Source organism: Ferrimicrobium sp. (assembly GCA_022690815.1).
In the GTDB taxonomy this organism is placed as follows: Bacteria; Actinomycetota; Acidimicrobiia; order Acidimicrobiales; family Acidimicrobiaceae; genus Ferrimicrobium.
This window is the reverse complement of record JALCZJ010000011.1, coordinates 61,298-81,583: the sequence shown is the minus strand read 5'-3', so window position 1 is coordinate 81,583 and position 20,286 is coordinate 61,298. Positions and strand designations below refer to the sequence as shown.

At 58.5% G+C, this 20,286-nt stretch carries 15 protein-coding genes; 8 read left to right on the top strand and 7 right to left on the bottom strand.

Features of this window, described 5'->3' with window-relative positions; genetic code table 11:
* From MP439_05200 to MP439_05190, 3 genes are all read left to right on the top strand, one after another.
* Positions 1 to 1,054, top strand: a 1,054-nt coding sequence (locus MP439_05200) for a 2-oxo acid dehydrogenase subunit E2 (protein ID MCI2975457.1), incomplete at its 5' end; no start/stop codon positions are given.
* Positions 1,054 to 2,691: a lipoyl synthase gene (lipA, locus tag MP439_05195; protein MCI2975456.1), complete on the top strand. Its 1,638-nt coding sequence runs from the start codon at positions 1,054 to 1,056 to the stop codon at positions 2,689 to 2,691. The genes MP439_05200 and lipA, both read left to right, overlap by 1 nt.
* On the top strand, positions 2,688 to 3,815 hold the full coding sequence (locus MP439_05190) for a M24 family metallopeptidase (protein ID MCI2975455.1): 1,128 nt from the start codon (positions 2,688 to 2,690) through the stop codon (positions 3,813 to 3,815). The genes lipA and MP439_05190 overlap by 4 nt, the downstream gene beginning before the upstream one ends.
* A gap of 96 nt (positions 3,816 to 3,911) precedes the next feature.
* Here the strand turns inward: MP439_05190 and metH are convergent, their stop codons facing one another.
* Positions 3,912 to 7,373, bottom strand: a complete 3,462-nt coding sequence (gene metH / locus MP439_05185) for a methionine synthase (GenBank protein MCI2975454.1) — start codon at positions 7,371 to 7,373, stop codon at positions 3,912 to 3,914.
* 48 nt (positions 7,374 to 7,421) lie between these two features.
* Here metH and MP439_05180 point away from each other — a divergent pair, with 48 nt between their 5' ends.
* Positions 7,422 to 7,967 carry a cob(I)yrinic acid a,c-diamide adenosyltransferase gene (locus MP439_05180; protein MCI2975453.1) on the top strand — a complete coding sequence of 182 codons (546 nt, stop codon included), beginning with the start codon at positions 7,422 to 7,424 and terminating at the stop codon, positions 7,965 to 7,967.
* A 116-nt stretch (positions 7,968 to 8,083) separates the two neighbouring features.
* Complete coding sequence (locus tag MP439_05175; protein MCI2975452.1) at positions 8,084 to 9,436, top strand: leucyl aminopeptidase; 1,353 nt, start codon at positions 8,084 to 8,086, stop codon at positions 9,434 to 9,436.
* Here MP439_05175 and MP439_05170 read toward each other — a convergent pair.
* From MP439_05170 to MP439_05145, 6 genes are all read right to left on the bottom strand, one after another.
* Positions 9,417 to 9,977 carry a hypothetical protein gene (locus MP439_05170; GenBank protein MCI2975451.1) on the bottom strand — a complete coding sequence of 187 codons (561 nt, stop codon included), beginning with the start codon at positions 9,975 to 9,977 and terminating at the stop codon, positions 9,417 to 9,419. The two genes, MP439_05175 and MP439_05170, sit on opposite strands and share 20 nt — an antisense overlap.
* Positions 9,978 to 10,026: 49 nt before the next feature.
* Positions 10,027 to 11,598: a methylmalonyl-CoA mutase family protein gene (locus MP439_05165; GenBank protein MCI2975450.1), complete on the bottom strand. Its 1,572-nt coding sequence runs from the start codon at positions 11,596 to 11,598 to the stop codon at positions 10,027 to 10,029.
* Between the two features lie 66 nt (positions 11,599 to 11,664).
* On the bottom strand, positions 11,665 to 12,810 hold the full coding sequence (gene moeB, locus MP439_05160) for a molybdopterin-synthase adenylyltransferase MoeB (GenBank protein MCI2975449.1): 1,146 nt from the start codon (positions 12,808 to 12,810) through the stop codon (positions 11,665 to 11,667).
* A 38-nt stretch (positions 12,811 to 12,848) separates the two neighbouring features.
* The gene (locus MP439_05155) at positions 12,849 to 13,454 is read right to left on the bottom strand and encodes a nitroreductase family protein (protein ID MCI2975448.1); all 606 of its coding nucleotides are present in this window, start codon (positions 13,452 to 13,454) and stop codon (positions 12,849 to 12,851) included.
* Between the two features lie 35 nt (positions 13,455 to 13,489).
* On the bottom strand, positions 13,490 to 14,656 hold the full coding sequence (locus MP439_05150; GenBank protein MCI2975447.1) for a M20 family metallopeptidase: 1,167 nt from the start codon (positions 14,654 to 14,656) through the stop codon (positions 13,490 to 13,492).
* A gap of 46 nt (positions 14,657 to 14,702) precedes the next feature.
* On the bottom strand, positions 14,703 to 16,475 hold the full coding sequence (locus MP439_05145) for a biotin/lipoyl-binding protein (protein MCI2975446.1): 1,773 nt from the start codon (positions 16,473 to 16,475) through the stop codon (positions 14,703 to 14,705).
* Positions 16,476 to 16,618: 143 nt separating this feature from the next.
* Between MP439_05145 and MP439_05140 the strand changes: the two genes are divergently transcribed.
* From MP439_05140 to MP439_05130, 3 genes are all read left to right on the top strand, one after another.
* Complete coding sequence (locus MP439_05140; GenBank protein MCI2975445.1) at positions 16,619 to 17,383, top strand: biotin--[acetyl-CoA-carboxylase] ligase; 765 nt, start codon at positions 16,619 to 16,621, stop codon at positions 17,381 to 17,383.
* Positions 17,384 to 18,041: 658 nt separating this feature from the next.
* Entirely contained in the window at positions 18,042 to 19,181 is a 1,140-nt protein-coding gene (locus tag MP439_05135) for an acyl-CoA dehydrogenase family protein (GenBank protein MCI2975444.1), read from the top strand.
* 9 nt (positions 19,182 to 19,190) lie between these two features.
* Complete coding sequence (locus MP439_05130; protein ID MCI2975443.1) at positions 19,191 to 20,258, top strand: glucose-1-phosphate thymidylyltransferase; 1,068 nt, start codon at positions 19,191 to 19,193, stop codon at positions 20,256 to 20,258.
* The last annotated feature ends 28 nt before the right edge of the window (positions 20,259 to 20,286 follow it).

The following is a 20,286-nucleotide window of genomic DNA, read 5'->3' as shown; positions in this document are numbered from 1 at the left end:
ACCAGCCCCAGCTCCACAACCAGCCCCAGCTCCACAGGCGGCCCCCACGTATGGTGACCTTGTGCTATCACCGGTTGTGCGTCACCTGATCGAGGAGAATAATCTGGATCCTACCGCCATCCAAGGTACGGGCGTTGGTGGTCGTATTACTCGGGCTGATGTATTGACTCTCTTGGATCGTCGGGCTGGTGGGAACCGTGATATGGCTCAAACCCAACAACCAGCCCCAGCTCCACAACCAGCCCCAGCTCCACAACCAGCCCCAGCCGAAGTGGCCAACACGCCGGCGGTGCGGGCGGAGACTCCAGCAACGTATTCCGGGCCAGAGATCAATCCTGGATCGCGTGATTACGTCGTTCCCTTTACCAACATCCGGCGAAGAACTGCGGAACACATGGTCAATTCGAAGGCGGTGTCTGCGCACACGCTCATGTCTATCGAGGTTGACTTTGAGCGAATTGAGCGGGTTCGGAAGGCAAAGGGTAGCGCATTCAAGGACGAGGAGGGCTTTACCCTTACCTACCTCCCCTTCATTGCTCGGGCTGTAGTGGAATCGGTTCGGGCCTACCCGAACGTCAATGCCTCAGTGATGGGAGATTCGCTGGTGGTCCACCGGGATGTCAACCTTTCAATTGCGGTTGACCTCAACCTTGAGGGGTTGATTGCCCCGGTGGTTCATGGTGCTGATGGGAAGCGTCTGACCGGCATTGCTCGCGAGATTTACGATCTGGCGAGTCGGGCGAGGTCGCGCCGACTTGGGGCCGATGACATTGCTGGTGGTACGTTTACGATTACCAATCCGGGTCCATTCGGGACGTTTATGACCGGAGCGATTATCAACCAGCCCCAGGTGGTCATCCTGGCTACCGATGGTATCAGTCGCAAGCCTGTCGTGGTGGTTGATAGCGATGGCACAGAGTCAATTGGCATTCACTCCGTGGGCATGTTGACGTTGAATTTCGATCATCGAGCCATTGATGGGGCGTATGCTGCTGCTTTCCTTGCCAAGCTGAAGCAGGTATTGGAAGGCTGGAATTGGGAACAGGAGCTTTGATGCCTGAGCGTAGACCTGCCCTAGGTGCACGTTGGCTTGGAAGGGTTGGATACGAGGATGGACTCGTGTTCCAGCAACGGCTCCGCGAAGGCGATAGCTCTCACCTGTTGTTGCTTGAGCATCCGCATGTCTACACCATGGGTGTACGCACCGACCCCGCCCATCTACTTGTCGATCCGGCTTCGGTGAATGCGACGGCGTGTTGGACTGATCGAGGTGGTGACATCACCTATCATGGACCAGGCCAGTTGGTTGGGTACCCGATCATTGATGTTCCAGTGGGTAAAGATTCGACTCCCCGATATGTACATACGTTGGAGGCCACGCTCGTCGCGTTGCTTGCCGACTACGGAGTCGAGGCCTACACGCTTGAACAGTTCCCAGGTGTCTGGGTTGGCCCCATCAAGGCCCCTCGCAAGATTGCTGCGATTGGCGTCAAGCTTTCGCGGGGGCGCTCGATGCATGGTTTCGCGCTTAATGTCAACAGCGATCTGCACATGTTTGAACATATCGTTCCCTGTGGCATCGCTGACAAGGCGGTGACCTCGATGATGGCCGAGGGGGTGCACACCTCGGTCGCTGAGGTGGCACGGGCCTATGCGATGCATTTTGCTCGGGCTTTTGGGTTCGAGGATCTCGATTATGAAGGGGTCGACGACGCAGCTAGCGTCAGTGTTCGCTACGACGGCAACAGAGATGGTGACAATCCAGTTGCCTCCAGGTTGAATCAACGCCTTGCTAAGGCTGGGTTTGCGTTCGACACTGCGGTTCCCTACGTCTCGCGCAAGCCTGAGTGGCTGCGCAGCGAGGTGAACCTGGGTGAAGAGTATCGCTCCCTACAGCATCTCGTACGAGATCTCAACCTCGTGACGGTGTGCGAAGAGGCGGGATGCCCAAATATCTATGAGTGCTGGAAGGATGGCACCGCCACCTTCATGATCAACGGCGAGCGCTGCACCCGGGCATGCGCATTTTGTTTGGTTGATACTTCAAAGCCACTGGCCTTGGATCCGGACGAGCCCCGGCATGTTGCCGAAGCAGTGTCCGCACTTGGATTATCGTTTGCAGTGGTCACCGCGGTCGCGAGGGACGATTTACGTGATGGAGGTTCTCAGGCGTTTGCTGAGACCATTCGCCAGATCCGCGAACTAAACCCACACTGTTCCGTTGAGGTCCTGATTCCCGACTTCAAGGGAGATCCTGCATCCCTAGAGACAGTGCTAGAGGCACGACCTGATGTGCTCAACCACAATCTAGAGACGGTGTTGCGTCTCCATCGAGCGATTCGTCCATCGGCGAACTATGTACGCTCACTGACGGTTTTGGCTCGTGCGAAGGAGTTTGGTCTCACCACCAAGTCTGGCCTAATCGTGGGTATGGGCGAGTCGATTCCGGAGCTGAAGTCCGTCATGCGAGATATCCGTTCGGTTGGCGTCGATATCTTGACCGTTGGACAATACCTACGACCGACTCGCGATCATCTGCCAGTCTCGCGATACTACCATCCTGATGAGTTTGCTGAGTTGCGTGACTACGCGATGGGTCTGGGCTTTCGCTATGTGGAGGCGTCGCCGCTCGCGAGATCTTCCTACCACGCGCGCCAAGGTTCTGATGCAGCCGCTGGGGCGATGGCGTGACCGATCGAAGCCAGTTCGTGGCTGCCTACCGGGCTCGGCAAGAAAAGGCCAGGCATCAGCTCGAGGTCTCAGGCGTCGATGCCTTGTTGGTGACACTCGGGAGGGAGCTGCCTTGGTTGACCGGCTACGAGGCGATGCCGCTGGAGCGGATCACCTGCCTGTACCTCGATGTTGTCGGCAATACTCGTCTGTTGGTTCCAAAGTTGGAGGCTCCGCGCGTTCGTGAACTCGAGGGCCTTGAACTTGTCGGATGGACTGATGGTGAGGATCCATTCGCGATTCTTGGCTCCATGGTTGGCAATGCCCCGCGCTTAGCCATCGATGATCGGTTCCAGGCGGGATGGCTGCTCCCGCTCATGGCGCAGGTACCCAATGCCGTCTTTGTCTCTGGCACCAAGTTGTTAAGTGGACTGCGAGCGCACAAGGACAGCCTCGAAGTTGCATTGCTTGAAGCGGCGGCGCAGGCGGCGGATCGGGTTGCCAATCGGTTGTTACGTGGGGAGATTGCGGTGGCGCACCGTGTCGAGCGCGATGTTGCGACTGATATTGGCCAGGCCCTCCTCGACGAGGGTCACAGCAAGGTCAACTTCACGATCGTCGGTAGTGGGCCCAATTCGGCTTCGCCACATCATGAGCCGAGTATGCGAACGATTATGCCAGGGGATGCGCTGGTGCTCGACTTCGGCGGTACCTTCACCGTCGGCGACGAGCCTGGTTATTGTTCGGATATGACGCGGACCTTCGTCGTTGGCGAGCCACCTGCGGGCTTCGTTGAACTCTATGACGTGCTGTATCGTGCACAAAGCGAAGCGCGAGCGATGATTCGCGTTGGTATGTCTGGTCGGGATGCCGATATGGTCGCTAGGAAGGTGATCAACGATGGCGGATACGGTGACTACTTTGTGCACAGACTTGGCCATGGCATCGGTTTGGACGAACACGAAGACCCGTATCTGTCGGGCGACAATGAGCTTTCGCTGGAGGCTGGTAGTGCATTCTCGATCGAGCCAGGGATTTACATTCCAGGCGAGATGGGGGCGCGGATAGAGGACATCGTGTTCCTCGATGAAGCTGGGGTTCGCTCGCTCAACCAGGCTCCGCGTGAACTTGCGGTTCTCCAGTAGCTTTGCGTCGCCGCATCGCGTGCCGTAATCGTGGCCGATGGGGAGTACGCAGATCGCCAATTTGGTGGGTTGGCCGCGATCCGTGGCGCCCAGTCGTTAGGCGATAAAGTATTTCGCCATTGGATGATGGGCGATGATCGCCGTGGTTGTCTGTTCTGGTTCGAGTTGGAAGTTGTCGGAGACACGCACTCCAATACGGGCTGCGTCCAGTAGTGTGATGACGCGACCGTTGTCCTCAAGATTGGGGCAAGCGGGGTATCCCCATGAGTATCGGCCGCCACGATAGGCTTGCTTGAACAGGCCCGCGAGGGTCGGACCATCCTGGTCGGCAAATCCCCACTCACGGCGGATGCGTGCGTGCCAGAGTTCGGCTAACGCTTCGGCCATCTCGACACCGAGGCCATGGAGGTGTAGATAGTCCTGGTAGCGGTTGTCTTGAAAATACTGTTGGGCGAGTTCGCTTACGCGCTGGCCCATCGTGACGACATGGAAGGCAACGTAGTCGATTTCACCCGTTGGTCGCGGACGGAAGAAGTCGGCAATACAGAGGTGTTGCTCCCCGGATTGCCTTGGAAAGTGGAACCGCGTCTGTTCTTCCTCCAGATTTAACGGATTGAGAACGACAAGGTCGTTGCCCTCCGAATAGCAGGGAAAATAGCCATAGACGACCTGTGGGATCAACGCTTGCTGTGTGTGAGCATGATCGAGCTGGACCAGGAGTTGCTGACGAATTCGGTCCTTAAATTCCGCATCAGTCTCACCGTTTTGGGGACGGTAGCCCCATTGGTGGCGAAACAACGCCGTCTCATTGAGGTAGGCCGCGATCTCTTCAATTGGGATGCCTTTGACGATCTGGGTGCCAAGAAATGGTGGCTTATAAATCGGATTATCGAAGGGTACCTGAGGCGAGCGCGTGGTCTGCTCGGGCCGGTCCTCCTCTAGTGATGTGCGCATACGCTTGACCGATGAGACCTTGATGGTTCGACCAAAGTCGTCATCGACCAACTCGCCGTTGGATATCCGAACAAGCTTGTCGAGGACGTCTAACCCTTCAAAGGCGTCTTTGCCGTAGAAAACCCGTCCCTCATAGACCTCGCGGAGGTCACGCTCTACGTACGTGCGCGTGAGCGCTGCCCCACCAAGAATGACTGGTATATGGGAGAGGCCTCGCTGGTTGAGCTCGAGGAGATTATCACGCATGACGAGGGTGGATTTTACGAGAAGTCCGCTCATGCCAATCGCATCAGCCTCAGTCTCGAGGGCCTTCTCGATCAGTTCATTGACGGCGACCTTGATGCCCAGGTTATGAACAGTAAACCCGTTGTTGGTTAAGATGATGTCGACGAGGTTCTTGCCGATGTCGTGGACATCTCCCTTGACGGTTGCGAGGACAATCGTGCCACGGTTGCTTGACTCGGTGCGATCCATGAACGGTTCGAGGTAGGCGACCGCTTGTTTCATGGTCTCTGCCGACGCAAGCACGAAGGGAAGCTGCATCTGGCCGGAGCCAAAGAGGTCACCGACCTCGGCCATCGCCGAGAGCAGAATCTCATTGACAATGGCAAGCGCACTGAGTCCGTTGCCGAGGGCCTCTTCGAGATCGGACTCCAGGCCGATGCGGTTGCCATCAACGATTCGACGGTACAGTCGGGTGTCGACCGGTAACGATTCCAAGGCGGGACCGGTTTCGCGGAGACTTTCAGCGGATTGGAAGAGCTCGATCAGGCGTGAGAGTGGATCATAGGCCGGTCGGCGACGGTCGTAGATGAGGTCGAGGCAGACCTCGGTGATCTCGTCGGGAATCTTTGCGAGAGGAAGGATCTTTGAAGGATGCAGGATAGCCATGGTGAGCCCGTTGCGCCGACACTCCTCAAGGAAGACGGAGTTCAGCGCCTCTCGCGCAGCTGGTTTGAGTCCAAAGGAGATGTTGGAGAGACCGATGATGGTTTGGGACTCCGGGAATGCCTCGTGTATCAGGCGGATTCCCTCGATGGTTGACTTCCCGTCGAGGCGGGACTCCTCCATGCCCGTAGTGATCGGCAGCACCAACGGATCAAAGATCAGGTCCTGGGTGGTGAGTCCATAGCGTTCTGTCGCCACGTTGGCGATAGCGGTTGCTGCTTTAAGCTTCCACTCAGGCGTGCGAGCCTGGCCTTCCTCGTCGATGCAGGTCGCGACCACTGCAGCCCCATGACGTCGGGCAAGTGTGAGGAATTTGTCGAGTCGTGAGTTTGGAGCATCACCCTCCTCAAGGTTTACTGAGTTCAAGATGCTACGCCCTCCGAGGTGGATAAGAGCCTCTTCGACCACCTCAGCTTCCGTTGAGTCGATCATGATTGGGAGTGTTGAGGCGGTCGCAATGCGTGAGGCGAGTTCGCGCATATTCGCGATGCCATCTTCACCGGTGTAGTCGACGCAAACGTCGATGAGGTGGGCTCCGTCTCGTACCTGCTCTTGTGCCATGGCGACGCAGGTGTCAAAATCTTTAGATAGGAGCGCCTCGCGAAAGCGCTTTGAGCCGTTTGCATTGGTGCGCTCACCAACGTTGAGGATCGACGTTTCTTGCCGAAGAGATACCGGCGAGTACAACGATGCGACCTCTGGGTCAAAGTTGGGGTGACGCTCCTGGGGTTCAAGGTCATGACATGCGTCGACCACGGCCTTCAAGTGATCGGGGGTAGTACCGCAGCAACCACCCACCACCGTCACCCCAAAGTCGAGGATGAAGCGTCGCAGCGACGTAGCAAGCTGGTCGGGGGTCAAGTCGTAGTGCATTCGTCCATCCTGGACCGAAGGCAGCCCCGCGTTGGGTAAGCACGAGATTGGCACCGGGCTGTGTTCGGCCAGATACCGTAGGTGCTCGCTCATTTCGGTTGGTCCCGTTGCACAGTTGATGCCGAACACGGTTGGTTTAAGGGCGGCTAAGGAGGCGAGGGCGGCACCAATCTCTGTGCCTGGGAGCATGCGTCCGGTGAGCTCGATCGTGACCTGCAGTTGTATGGGGAGTTCGCGACCCGCAGCCCCCATTGCTTGGCGAGCCCCCAGCATGGCTGCCTTGGCGGAGAGGATATCGTAGACGGTTTCGATGACGAGCAGATCGACGCCACCAGCGATCAGCCCCGAGGCTTGTGTGCAGTAGGCCTCGACGAGGGTGTTAAACGGGATCTGACCCAATGTGGGTAGCTTGGTACCGGGGCCCATGCTGCCGGCGACGAACCGAGGATGGTTTGGCGTAGAAAAATCGTGGGCAACATCAACTGCTAGACGGGCCGCGAGTTCGTTGAGCTCGCGTGCCTCTGATGCAAGGCCATATTCGCTCAGAACAGGGGCGAGCGAGCCAAAGGTATCGGTCTCAATGACGTCCACGCCGACGGCAAGGAATGATGCATGGAGCTCGCGGATCACGTCTGGCTTGGTGCGAACCAACACCTCGTTGCAACCCTCAAGGCGTTCACCGCCGAAGTCGTCGGCGGCAAGCTCCTTAAGCTGTAGGTTGGTTCCGGTAGCCCCGTCGAAGATAACAATCTGTTCTTTGACGAACCGGGCGTAATCAAGCATGCCTAATAGGCTAGTAGCTGGTAGGTGGCGCTTTTGAGGAGTGATGTTGTGAAGATTTATACTAAGACTGGCGATCATGGGACAACAGGCCTGCTGTACGGCGGTCGGGCACCCAAGGATTCGCTCCAGATCGAGCTCAATGGGGCCGTCGATGAGGCACAAGCCCATCTCGGGGTAGCCCGAGCACATGCCCATTCCGAGCTTGCAGCCATCTGTCGGGACGCGGAACTCGATCTGTGGATCCTCATGGCAGAGGTGGCGACGCACCCAGACAAGCGGGATCGCCTCAAGGCTGGAGCCACTTTGGTCTCGCCCGAGATGGTCTCTCACCTCGAGGAGCTCATCGATGAGGTGTCGACGCGTTTCACGCCTCCTCGTGAGTTCGTGGTCCCTGGTGAGGAGGTTGTCGCTGCCTTTCTCGACGTGGCGCGCACGGTGGTCAGGAGAGCTGAGCGCCATAGCGTTGCCTTCGTACGCACGGCGCCCGACTCGCTGGTCCAGGTCTATCTGAATCGGCTCTCTGATCTTTTGTGGACCCTTGCCAGATGGAGCGAGGGCTCGTCCTTGACCGCTCGGGGCTCGGGGCGCGCCTAAGGTTATTAGCTGGAGCACCCTGAGAGTGGTTGCAGTCGTGACCACGAACGACCGGGTTCGCCCCCGCTCATTTGATCATGAGACGGCATGAGATTTGACCAGAAGAGGAGTGAAACGTGGGCTTAAAGACAACAGTGACCGTGGCGAGTCAGGCAAGTGCAGGAATGCCGATAGTGCGTATCCAGCCGGGTGAGTATTCGACACGGCTGCGCGCAGCCGTTGTGGATGGAAGTCTCGGCTACGAACTCCGTATCGCCGCCGATCCTACCAGGGAGCAGCTTCGGGGTCTCGGAGCCGCGGTAGTGGATGAGGCATCCAAGGCCCACCTTAGCGGGGTCGCGGTCTCGGTTCCCAGTCTCGAGTTCGAGCAACTCGAGGAGTTTGCCATCGGCATGTTGCTCGCGGGTTACCGGTTCGATACTTACCGCACCAAAGAGGATCCAGATGCCTTCCTCTGCTCGCAGATCGAGCTTGTCACACAGCCAAACCTTGAAGCCGCACTCGAGCGCGCACTCGTGCTCGCCGAGGCCGTTGCCCTCGCCCGTGATCTGATCAACGAGCCCCCCTCTCGTCTGACGCCGAGGGACTTTGCCCGTATCGCCACCGAGGTGGCGGGCCGCTCGGGGCTTGAGATCCGTGTCTGGGATGAGCAGGACTGTGAGCGCGAGCACCTTGGTGGGCTCTTGGGTGTTGCCCGTGGATCGGTTGAGCCCCCGCGTGCGATCAAACTCTCCTATCGACCCGATCAAGCTTCTGGCAAGAAGGTCGGGCTAGTCGGCAAGGGGATTACGTTCGACTCTGGTGGTCTCTCGCTCAAGTCTGGTGAGGGGATGATGACTATGAAGACGGACATGGGTGGTGCAGCAGCGGTCCTCGCGGCGATGTCCACGCTGCGAGCGCTCGGCGTTACCCATGAGGTCAATGGTTACCTGATGCTGACTGAAAATATGCCCTCAGGTAGTGCGCAAAAGCCGGGGGATGTCTTGATCACCCGCTCGGGACGCACGATTGAGGTACTCAATACCGATGCCGAGGGCCGTTTGGTGTTGGCGGATGGCCTCACGTTGGCGCTTGAGGATGGCAACGAAGAGATCGTAGATATTGCAACCCTTACTGGGGCTTGTGTCGTTGCACTGGGCGAAGAGATCGCTGGACTCATGGGTAACGAGCAGCCGCTCATCGACGCGCTTCATGCAGCGGGTGAGCGTGCTCTCGAGCCGAACTGGCAGCTACCTCTCCCGAAGAGCTATGAGAAGCTCATCGCCTCTGAGGTCGGTGACATGAAGAATGTCGGCAAGCGTGGGGGAGGCGCTATCACCGCCGCACTGCTGCTGCAGCGTTTTGTACCCGACGCCCACTGGGCACATTTAGACATCGCCGGTCCCTCGCGTGCCGAAGGCGATCGTGGATGGATCCGTGCGGGTGCGACTGGCTTTGGCGTGTTAACCTTTATCCGTTGGTTACAGTAACCTGCCGGATAGTCGGTGCGTAGCCCAAACGCGTCAGTTGATCGACGATCTCGTCCTCTTCGGCGCCCAGCTCAGCAAGTGTGGCGCTGAGCTGGCGTAATCGTCCATCGCGATCGGCCATTGCACGATAGCGGTGGAGCTCGGGTCTCGCGATCGCCTGCAGACTCGCTGGAAGTCGTCGTAGCTGACGGCTGCTAAGCGGTGGAAGCTCTCGTGGGACCTCAATGGAGCCAGGCGTGAGCTCTCGTAGCACGTGGAAATCCCGGCAACGATCGATACTCCGATCCAGCAGGGAACCTCGATTCGGGGTATGGCCGAGGCCGAGTGAGCGGGCGAGCTCCTCTGATGGAACACAGACGCTCTTCGACGTGCCGATGAGGAGATCAAGGCGCTGGAGGAGTACGATGCAGGACGGTCCGAGTACGGGCAGCCAAAGCAGCTGAACATAGTCTGAGCTGATTGGCCACCAGCGCTCCCGGTCATGGGGAACCTCCCACCGACTGATCGATAGCAATGCTGGACGTGGACCTTCCTGACCCATGGCGACCCTCCTTGGTGATGGGATCAGTATAGCATAGAATACATTAAAATCAATTAGGTGTGTAGGTACCGAAAACGCTACGCAGGCAATCAGCTACCTCCCCGAGCGTCGCCCGTGCTGCGAGCGCTTGTTTCATGGGGTAGCAGACGTTGTCCGTACCTTCGGCTGCCGCCTTGAGGTTGGTTAGGGCGAGGTCAACGGCACCTTGGTCTCTTCGTCGTCGCAACTCCTGAACCCTGTTGGACTGTTCGCGTTGGAGTGCTGGGTCGATAGGGAAGACCTCTGGGCTGACCTCCTCGGCATCGATAAATTGATTGACTCCTACGATGATCTTGTCGCCGGCATCAACGGCCTTGGTGTAGTCGTATGCTGCTCGTTCGATCTCTTGTTGGATGTAGCCGGTTTCGATGGCCGCAACGGCACCGCCCTGACCGTCGATCTCCTCAAGGTATCCGCGAGCCTTTTCCTCAAGCGAGGTCGTCAGTGACTCCACAAAGTACGAGCCAGCCAGTGGGTCTACGGTATCGGTCACTCCTGTCTCGTAGGCGATTACCTGTTGGGTGCGCAGGGCGAGTTTGGCGGCCTTCTCTGTAGGGAGCCCAAGAGCCTCATCGTATCCGTTGGTATGCAGCGACTGAGTGCCACCGAGGGCGCCAGCCAGTGCCTGGAGCGAGACACGGATGATGTTGACCTCAGGCTGTTGTGCCGTAAGAGTTGATCCACCGGTTTGGGTGTGAAAGCGCATCAGCTGGGATCGAGGGTCTAGAGCGTGGAAGCGATCCCGCATGATGTTAGCCCACAACCGGCGCGCGGCTCTGAACTTCGCGACCTCCTCAAAGAGGTTATTGTGGGCGTTCCAAAAAAAGCTGAGGCGAGGAGCGAAGTCGTCGACAGCGAGTCCCGCCGCCAATGCTGCCTCGACGTAGGCTATGCCGTTGGCGATCGTAAAGGCGAGCTCCTGGGCGGCGGTCGAGCCCGCCTCACGGATGTGATAGCCCGAGATGGAGATCGTGTTAAAGTGAGGGAGCTCCCGTTGGCAATAGCTAAAGATGTCAGTGATAATGCGCATGCTGGGGCGGGGCGGGTAGATGTAGGTTCCCCTGGCGGCGTACTCCTTTAAGACGTCGTTTTGAATCGTCCCGCCGATGGTGGCTGGGTCGACGTTGGTCTCCTCGGCCACCAGCTGGTAGAGCAACAGCAAGGTCGAGGCCGTGGCATTGATCGTCATGGAGGTGGTTACCCTGTCGAGCGGGATATTCTTGAACAGCAGGTGCATATCCTCAATTGATGAGATAGCGACTCCAACCCGGCCGACCTCTCCTTCGGCCCTGGGGTGATCTGCGTCATAGCCCATCTGCGTTGGGAGATCAAAGGCGCACGAAAGCCCGGTCTGGCCGTTCTTTAGGAGAAAATGGAAGCGTTCGTTGGTCGCTTGTGCCGTCCCGAAGCCAGCGTATTGGCGCATGGTCCAGGCGCGACGTCGGTACATCTCGGGATAGATACCCCGCGTGAAGGGGAAGGTACCGGGATCACCGAGGTCACGCTCGTAATCAACCGAGCTATTGGCTGGCGAATAGACCGGTTCGATCTCAATTTCAGAGTCAGTCTTCTTGAAGGTCATCACCGCCATCCTACTTGCATCACGGGGGGCTCACCAGCCCAGTATCGCCGATCAACGGTGCGGGCGCTATCGTGAGGCTGCGGTGACGCTGTCGCGTGCAATGGGTTCGCGGTGCCCCGCTGTGGCACAATGAGCATCGATCCCGAGTCCATAGGTGTGACTTGTCTGGGTCATGGCGTCGTAAGTAAAAATACGGCCAATCAGCGGCTCGCCAAGGCCGACGATCAGTTTGATCACCTCGGTGGCCTGGATGGATCCAATGACACCGCCGAGGACACCAAGGACGCCCGCCTGGGAGCACGATGGGGCGAGTTCGGGCGGGGGTGCGGTTGGCACAAAGCAACGAAAACATGGGCCATTCGGGGGTGCAAAGACGGTGACTTGCCCCTCAAACTGATAGATCGAACCATGGACGACAGGGATGTTGGCTGCTGTCGCGGCATCGTTGATGACGTAGCGAGCTGCGAAGTTATCGGTCCCGTCAACGATGACGTCATAGTCGCGGATGATGGCCTCGATGTTGTCGACATCAAGGTGAAGGTCGTAGGTGTTGACCTGCACCTCCGGGTTGAGAGACGCAATGGCAGCCTTGGCGGAGTCAACTTTGCGTTGGCCCACCCGTTCGGTTGTGTGCACGATCTGGCGCTGGAGGTTCGAGGTGTCGACTTCGTCCATGTCCACAATCCCCAACGTCCCCACTCCCGCGGCCCCGAGATAGAGAGCGGCGGGAGACCCCAGCCCTCCTGCCCCAAGCACAAGGACTCGAGCTGCGAGGAGGCGCAGCTGACCCGTCTCGCCGACACCAGGGAGGAGCAAATGGCGATGGTAGCGGTAACGCTGGGCATCGGTGAGTCGCTTCGGAACTTCCCATCGTCGGCCGCTGGCCTTCCATGTGTCAAAGCCTCCACGTAGCGATGCGACGTTCGTGTATCCCAGCTGCCCAAGCGTGAAGGCCGCCAATGCACTGCGTATTCCGGCGGCACAGTAGGCGAGGACAGGGGTATCCTTGTCGGGGATGAGTTGTTCGATCTGGAGCTCAAGGTATCCTCGAGCTATATGGACACTCCCCGGGATGATGCCTTGCTCGACTTCGCTTGGCTCACGAACGTCGAGAAACGTCCAGTAGCTATCTGGTGCATCGGTGAGTTCTCCAGGATCGACCTCGGTGATGTGCATCTTAGCCTGGGCGAGCATGGTATGAAAGTTGGTCATCGTCGGGCCTCCTGTCTCACCCTACCAGTGTTCGTGTGTTACCAGTGTTCAAAATGTAGGCGCGTCGACGTCGCTCGTGGCGGGCGACGAACGACCGATCCGGTCGGTGCATTGTTCTGCGTTGGGTGCCCAACGCATACAATGCCGAGTGGATCGAGCCCTGGCGGCAGCGCTAACGCCTTGGCGAGTTGATCGTGACCATAATAGATGCCCATAAATGTTGCCCCCAGGCCAAGATCCACGACCTTAAGAAGCAGCTGCATCGTCGCAAAGCTGGCATCGACTATCCAGTAAGGCTGAGGCCAGGCCTCTTCGGCATCGAGGCCTGACGAGGCCTTGTCGGGCTCTGCATAGCGAGCGAGGTAAGCGGGCTTATTGACGATCGGCAAAATCAGGAGCTGTGACTGTAACAGCCCTTGGTGTGTTGGAGAGTTACGCAGCCAACCTGGCGTTGAAATTGTGGCGAGGATCGCCTCAATGCGATCTGGATCGGCGATGACCACCAGCTCAGTGCCTTGGGTGAAGCCGGCGGACGGTGCCCTGAGGGCACTCTCACACAGCGAGAGCACGTCAGCTGTGGCCACGGGTTCTTCAGAGAATGATCGGTGCATGCGTCGCCGACGAATGACGGCATCAAACTCCACGTTGATACCTGCGTGTCCTGGTCCGGTAGCGCACCTTAACGACAGGAATGAGCGAGCAGACGCTGCCGGGTCTCTTCGTTTTTGGCTGCAACCACCGCAGTCATTGCGAGGGCCATGCCACCTTCGAACATCGCGCGGTCCGCCTCCGGTGACTTGGCTGCCTGCGTGAACTCAGGTTGGTGGTTGACCGCCGGCCAGGAGTTGATGGTCACCAACGGGTGGATCGTCGCAACCTCAAGCGAGATGTTGCCCATATCGGTTGAGGCAGATAGTGGTGCTTCATCGGCCGGGAAGGTGCGTCCTAACTCGGTCGCCTCGCGGACGTAGATTTGGGCCAGCTCTTCGTCGGTAACGAGTTGTGAGTAGGTTGGGCCCCTGTCGGTAATCGTGCAGGTTGAACCGGTTGCCAAGGCGCCGGCTTCGAAACAGCGGTCGACGCGGGGTGCGAGTTGTTCAAGCTGTTCCAGGGTTGCTGATCGAGTCAAAAACTCTCCCTCGACAAGCGATGGGATGATGTTTGGGGCATCTCCGCCATTGGTGACGATGCCGTGAATACGGTCATCGGGCCCAATGTGTTGGCGCAAGAGTCCAATCGATGTCAGCGCGATGGTCATGGCATCGAGGGCGTTGATGCCGAGTTGGGGTGCGGCAGCGGCGTGAGAGTCACGACCGTGAAAAGCTACCCGGAAGTGCCTGGCGGCCTGCACGTGCATGCGATCGGCCTCCATCGGTGCAGGGTGGATCATCATGGCGAGATTGGTGCCGGTGAAAATCTGCTGATCGAGCAGGATGACCTTACCGCCACCCCCTTCCTCCGCTGGAGTCCCAACGATTCGCAGTGTGATGCCTAGGTCGTCGACGAGGTCGATGAGCGAGGCGCCGGCCAGCAGCGCACTCGAGGCGATGATGTTATGCCCACAGGCGTGACCAAGCAACGGTAATGCGTCGTATTCGGCACAGATGCTGACCACCAGCTCGCCCGCGCCAGCCTCAGCCAACACGGCAGTATCGAGACCGCCGACGCCCTTCGCTGTGCGAAAGCCAAGGGAATCGAGTTCCCCCGCAAGCCAGTCTGCCGCCTTGACCTCCTCGAAGGCGAGCTCTGGGTTGGCGTGAATGCGATGTGATAGGTCGTAGGCGCGTCCATAGTTGCGCTCAGCGGCTGATCGAATCGCCTTTCTTTCAGCATCGAATGATGACATCCATCTCCTTTCGTCGAGTGCCTGGACGAGCTCTGTGACCGGGCTGCTACGAGATCACTGCGACGACATCACCGGTACCAACGGTGTCTCCTGGATGTACCTTGATCTCGGTGATTGTGCCAGTTCGTTCAGCGAGGATCGAGTTTTCCATTTTCATCGCCTCGAGCACGATGATGGTGTCGCCAGCCTGCACCTCTTGGCCGACCTCGACGGGGATCTTCACAACAGTTCCCTGCATAGGAACGGTGACATTGCCCGATCCCGAGCTGGCGGCTGCGGCTGCACCCTGTTGTCTTGGTGCTCTCGGGGCTGGAGCCGTGGTGCTCGCGTGGGTTGTGCGTGTTGGGTTCGCCACCGCGAGTTCGGGCAAGAAGAGCTTGACCGCAACGCGCTTGCCATCTACCTCAGCGATCACTTCGGTCGGCTCGGTCGCTTTTGCACTTGGTGCCCCGGAAGAGGGTGTAACATCGAGACCGGCGAGGTCGAGGCGGTCCTCAACCCACTTGGTCGAGTGTTGTACGGTACGGAAGTCTTTGTGCTCAAGTATCGCAAGATCAACCGGAATCGTGGTTGTCACTCCCTCGAGCTTGGTCTCATGCAGCGCGCGAATCGCTTTGGCGATAGCTCGCTCGCGATCGGGTGCCCAGACGACGAGCTTGGCGATCAGGTTGTCATAGTACTGGCTTACCTCGTCGCCCACCTCGTAGCCGGCATCGGTGCGTACGCCAGGACCGTCAGCCCGATCAAAGCGAGTGATCGGGCCTGGGGATGGGACAAAACGACCACCAGAGGGATCCTCCGCGTTGAGTCGGATTTCGATCGCATGTCCGCGGTGGGAGATCTGATCCTGCGAGAGCTCCAGCGGCTCGCCAGCGGCGATGCGAAGCTGTAACTCCACGAGGTCGAGCCCGGTCACGGCTTCGGTAATCGGGTGCTCAACCTGCAAACGGGTGTTCATCTCAAGGAAGTAGAACTGGCCATCTTGATAGAGGAACTCCACGGTTCCCGCGTTGTGGTAACCGCAGGCCCGTGCGACTTTGACGGCAGCCTCTCCCATCTGTACTCGGATCTCGTCTGGGAACGACGGTGCGGGTGACTCCTCGATCAGCTTCTGATGCCGTCGCTGGCAGGAGCAGTCGCGTTCACCCAGCCATAGGAGGTTGCCATGTTTGTCGCCGATGATTTGCATCTCCACGTGGCGAGGCCAGGTGAGGTAACGTTCGATATAACACTCGTCGCGCCCAAATGACGCAAGGGCTTCGCGTTGGGCTGAAGCGAGCGCGTCAGCTGCCTCCGACTCGGAACTCACGACACGCATGCCTCGTCCTCCGCCTCCATAGGCAGCCTTGATCGCCACGGGCCAGCCATGCTGGTTCCCAAATGCGACGATCTCGTCGGCCCCTTGGAGCACCTCGGTCGTCCCGGGGACGCCGGCGACGCCGGCTGCCGTCGCGGCGATACGAGAGGAGATCTTGTCCCCCATCACTTCAATGGCCTCCGGGGGTGGGCCAACGAAAGCGACGCCAGTTCGCTCAATCGCCCGAGCAAAATCGGTGTTTTCGCTGAAGAAGCCGTAGCCCGGATGGACAGCCTCGGCTCCAGAGCGCTCGATCACCTCCAGAATACGTTCGGTGTTGAGATAGCTTTCTCGCACACTCGATCCGGGTAGATTGTAGGACTCATCGGCGTAGCGCACATGCATAGCATCACGGTCTGCATCGGAGTACACGGCGATCGTGGTGATACCCATCTCCTTGGCAGTGCGCATAACGCGGACCGCGATCTCCCCACGGTTTGCCACCAGTAGCCGTTTGAACACCTACGCCACCTTTCTTGCTCACCCCGCTGGTCTTCTAAGACCGTCGACGCTATCGTAAACCTACACCCTCATGGACGGTGACCGCCAACAACCCTAACCCTAAAGACACCAGATCGAATCTCCTGGCCCTAGGGTGCTCGATTATGACCAACTCTCCTCCATGGCGGATAATCCTACTTGATGAGGTCGACTCAACGAATCGTCTGATGACTGAGTGCTATAGCTCGATCAGTCTGGAGCGCTTAGTCGTAGTAGCCGATCATCAGAGCGCAGGGAGAGGGCGGCGTGATCGAAGTTTTGCCGATATCCCGAGGACTTCGTTGATGTGTTCTGTGCTTGTGTGTCTTCCAACGTCAGAGACTCTCGGTTTGCTTCCGTTGGCAGTCGGTAACTCGGTCATGGCGAGCACGCTCGCGCTAGGAGCTCATGGGGCTTGTCTTAAGTGGCCGAATGATCTCGAGGCGAACGGGGTGAAACTCGGAGGGATTCTTGTTGATGGGGTGTTCACCGACCATGGGTACCAGGGTGCTCTCGGCCTTGGCGTAAACCTTACAGCGGCGCCGCATCTCGAGGATGAACGGCCACTCGGCTGTCTCGCCGATCTGATCGGGTCAGCGGCCGCAGCCGACTTTTTTGCACTACGTGAGGCGTTCCTTGAGGCGTTCCTTAGCGATCTTGACCAGCAATTGGGATGCTTGCGAGAAGGACGTGCCGAGGCCGTGCTGGGCACCTATCGGGGATGGTGTGCGACGATCAACCAACGAGTGCGAATTCACTATCGCGACCACGAGACGGTCGGAGTCGCCAAAGATGTTGACGAGCTGGGCCGCCTTATCGTCATGACCGCCGACGAAGAGAAGATCGTTGGTGTCGGTGAAGTTGTGCACCTTGGGACGCTTGGCGTCTGAGTTGCCATGTCTCAAGATCGGCCATGTCTCAAGATCGGCCATGTCTCAAGATCGGCCATGTCTCAAGATCGGCCATGTCTCAAGATCGGCCATGTCTCAGGATCGGCCATGTCTTAGGATCGGCTTTGTCCGATGATCGGCTGGACACGACAACCTCCAACGTTAGCTGCGCCCAAGAGGTTGGTGGTTGCGAGTCGCACTTGCTGGTCGACGCTGGCTCCAGCGCCGCTCAGCCCTTTGATGTCCGATAGTCAGCCGCCCTTGGTGGCTGATTTCTGCTCGTGCGGTGTGCGCCTGGCATCGATGAACGCAGTAGCCACGATCGCGCCGCTTGAGTCCCTTGAATGAGGAGATTCGCATCGAGCGATCGAGAAGTTGGCATCCCCTGGTCAGTATCCTAGCCTTGAGTTGGATGGGTTTGCAGGTTCGGTCAGGAGAAGGGGCCGATCGTTTGGCAGGTGATCAGGGTTGGTCGTAATGGCTAGCGGAGTGTGATAGCCGAGCATGCGTTAGGGTGACGGAAGGAATCAGCCGAGGATCGTACCAACTCTGGCACGATTAGAGATAGCTCGGTTGGGGTGAGTTCGTGAACGATGAGCAAGGTTGCCCCGAACAGGGTGGCAGCTGATCACTACACGGAGAGGAAGAGGAGAGGTCTATGTCAGTGGAATTTAGTGAGGAACACGAGGCGCTTCGCAAGGTCGTCGCCGACTTTGTCGATGCTGAGGTGATGCCGAATGCGCGTGATTGGGATGAGCGAGGCGAGTTTCCACTCAACCAGGTGCGAGCAATGGGCGAACTCGGCCTATTCGGCATGGTCTTTCCGGAGACCTACGGAGGTGGGGGAGGAGACTTCACCTCATTGTGTATCGCCGTGGAGGAGCTTGCGAAAGGAGATTCTTCGCTCTCGATTACCCTGTCGGCTGGCGTGGGTCTTGGTGCGAATCCGATTTACCAGTTTGGTAACGAGGCTCAAAAGCAGCGATGGCTGCCTGATCTCTGCGCTGGTACCGCTCTCGGTGGCTTTGGTTTGACCGAACCCGATGGCGGTTCTGACGCTGGCGCGACGAGAACCAAAGTCGAGCGCATTGGCGACCAGTTCCGGATCAATGGATCGAAGGCCTACATCACCAACTCTGGGACCGAGATAACGTCACTAGTGACGGTAACGGCTCGCGGTGACGATGGTGTGTCGAGCTTTATCATCCCGACGGGAACGCCGGGATTCACCGTTGAACCTGCCTATAAGAAATTGGGCTGGCACGCCTCGGACACCCATCCTTTGAGTCTTGTGGATGTCGAAGTGGGCCCCGATGCCCTGCTTGGGGAGCCAGGGCGAGGCTTTGCTCAGTTCCTGGCGATTCTTGATGATGGCCGTATTTCGATTGCAGCCTTGGCACTCGGGCTCGCGGAGGCTTGCTTACGTGAGTCGCTGGCCTATGCGGCCAGTCGAAATGCCTTTGGGGGCCCGATCTCTCGCTACCAAGCAATCTCCTTTAAATGCGCTGACATGGAGGTCGCTGTCGAGGCGTCGCGACTCCTGGTCTATCGGGCGGCGTGGCTCAAGGACCACGGACAGCCGTTTAAACGTGAGGCAGCGGTGGCCAAGCTGTACGCGACCGAGGCCGCCGTCTCCATTGCGAGGGAAGCAACCCAGATTTTCGGTGGGGCCGGCTTTATTGAAGAGTCACCGGTTGCCCGCTACTACCGTGATGCCAAGATACTCGAGATTGGTGAAGGGACATCAGAGGTGCAACGTCTTGTGATCGCACGGTCGCTCGGACTCACGGTATCGTAGGAGCAGGGCTTGAAGGCACTAATTCTTGCTGGTGGATCCGGAACACGGCTCCGACCCCTCACGCACACCGCTTCGAAGCAGCTTGTTCCGATAGCCAATAAGCCGATCCTGTTTTACGGCCTTGAGGCGATCGCTGAGTGTGGCATTAGCGAGGTCGGCATTGTCGTTGGACACACCGCCGCCGAGGTCGAAGCTGCAGTGGGGGACGGGTCTGACTTCGGTCTGCGGGTCACGTACCTGCCGCAAGACGCCCCGCGTGGGCTAGCTCATGCGGTCTTGATTGCCCGTGAATTTCTGGGTGACGATGACTTTGTGATGTACCTGGGAGACAACTTTCTTGTGGGTGGCATCACGGAGATCGTCGATGGATTCGGCGCTCGTGAACCCTCGACGGCTGCCAGAATTTTGCTGGCTCGGGTTCGTGACCCCAGGAAGTTTGGAGTCGCAGAGATAGCGGCTGACGGGTCCGTCGTTCGCCTTGTCGAAAAGCCTGAGGTGCCGCCCTCCGATCTCGCACTGGTCGGAGTTTATCTGTTCGACCATCGCATCCACGATGCGGTGGAGGCCATCAAACCATCAGCGAGGGGTGAGCTCGAGATCACCGATGCTATCAGTCAACTGATTACGATGGGCCTTGGAGTCAAGTCGTCCATGGTTGACGGTTACTGGAAAGACCTTGGCGACCCTGAGGCGTTGCTAGATGGCAACCGGATTGCCCTGATGGCGGTTCGTTCCGCCATCTTGGGAGAGGTACTGGATTCGAAGGTTGAAGGACCGGTGCTCATCGAGCCGGGCGCCAAGATCATCGACTCGATCATACGCGGGCCTGCGGTTATCGGGCGAGGCGTGACATTGCGGTCGAGCTATGTCGGCCCGTTCTCTTCTATCGGGGACCGGTGCATGGTTACCTCGTCAGAGATCGTAAACTCGATCATCTTGAGTGACTCTACCATCGACAACGTCGGTGCAATCGAGGGCTCGGTGATCGGCAAGTTTGCCGTTATTGGGCACCGCAATGATCGACCGCGGGCGACGAAGCTTGTCGTTGGCGATCATGCCAGGGTCGAGTTGCTATAGTCTGTGCTCGCAATGACTCCCCAGCATG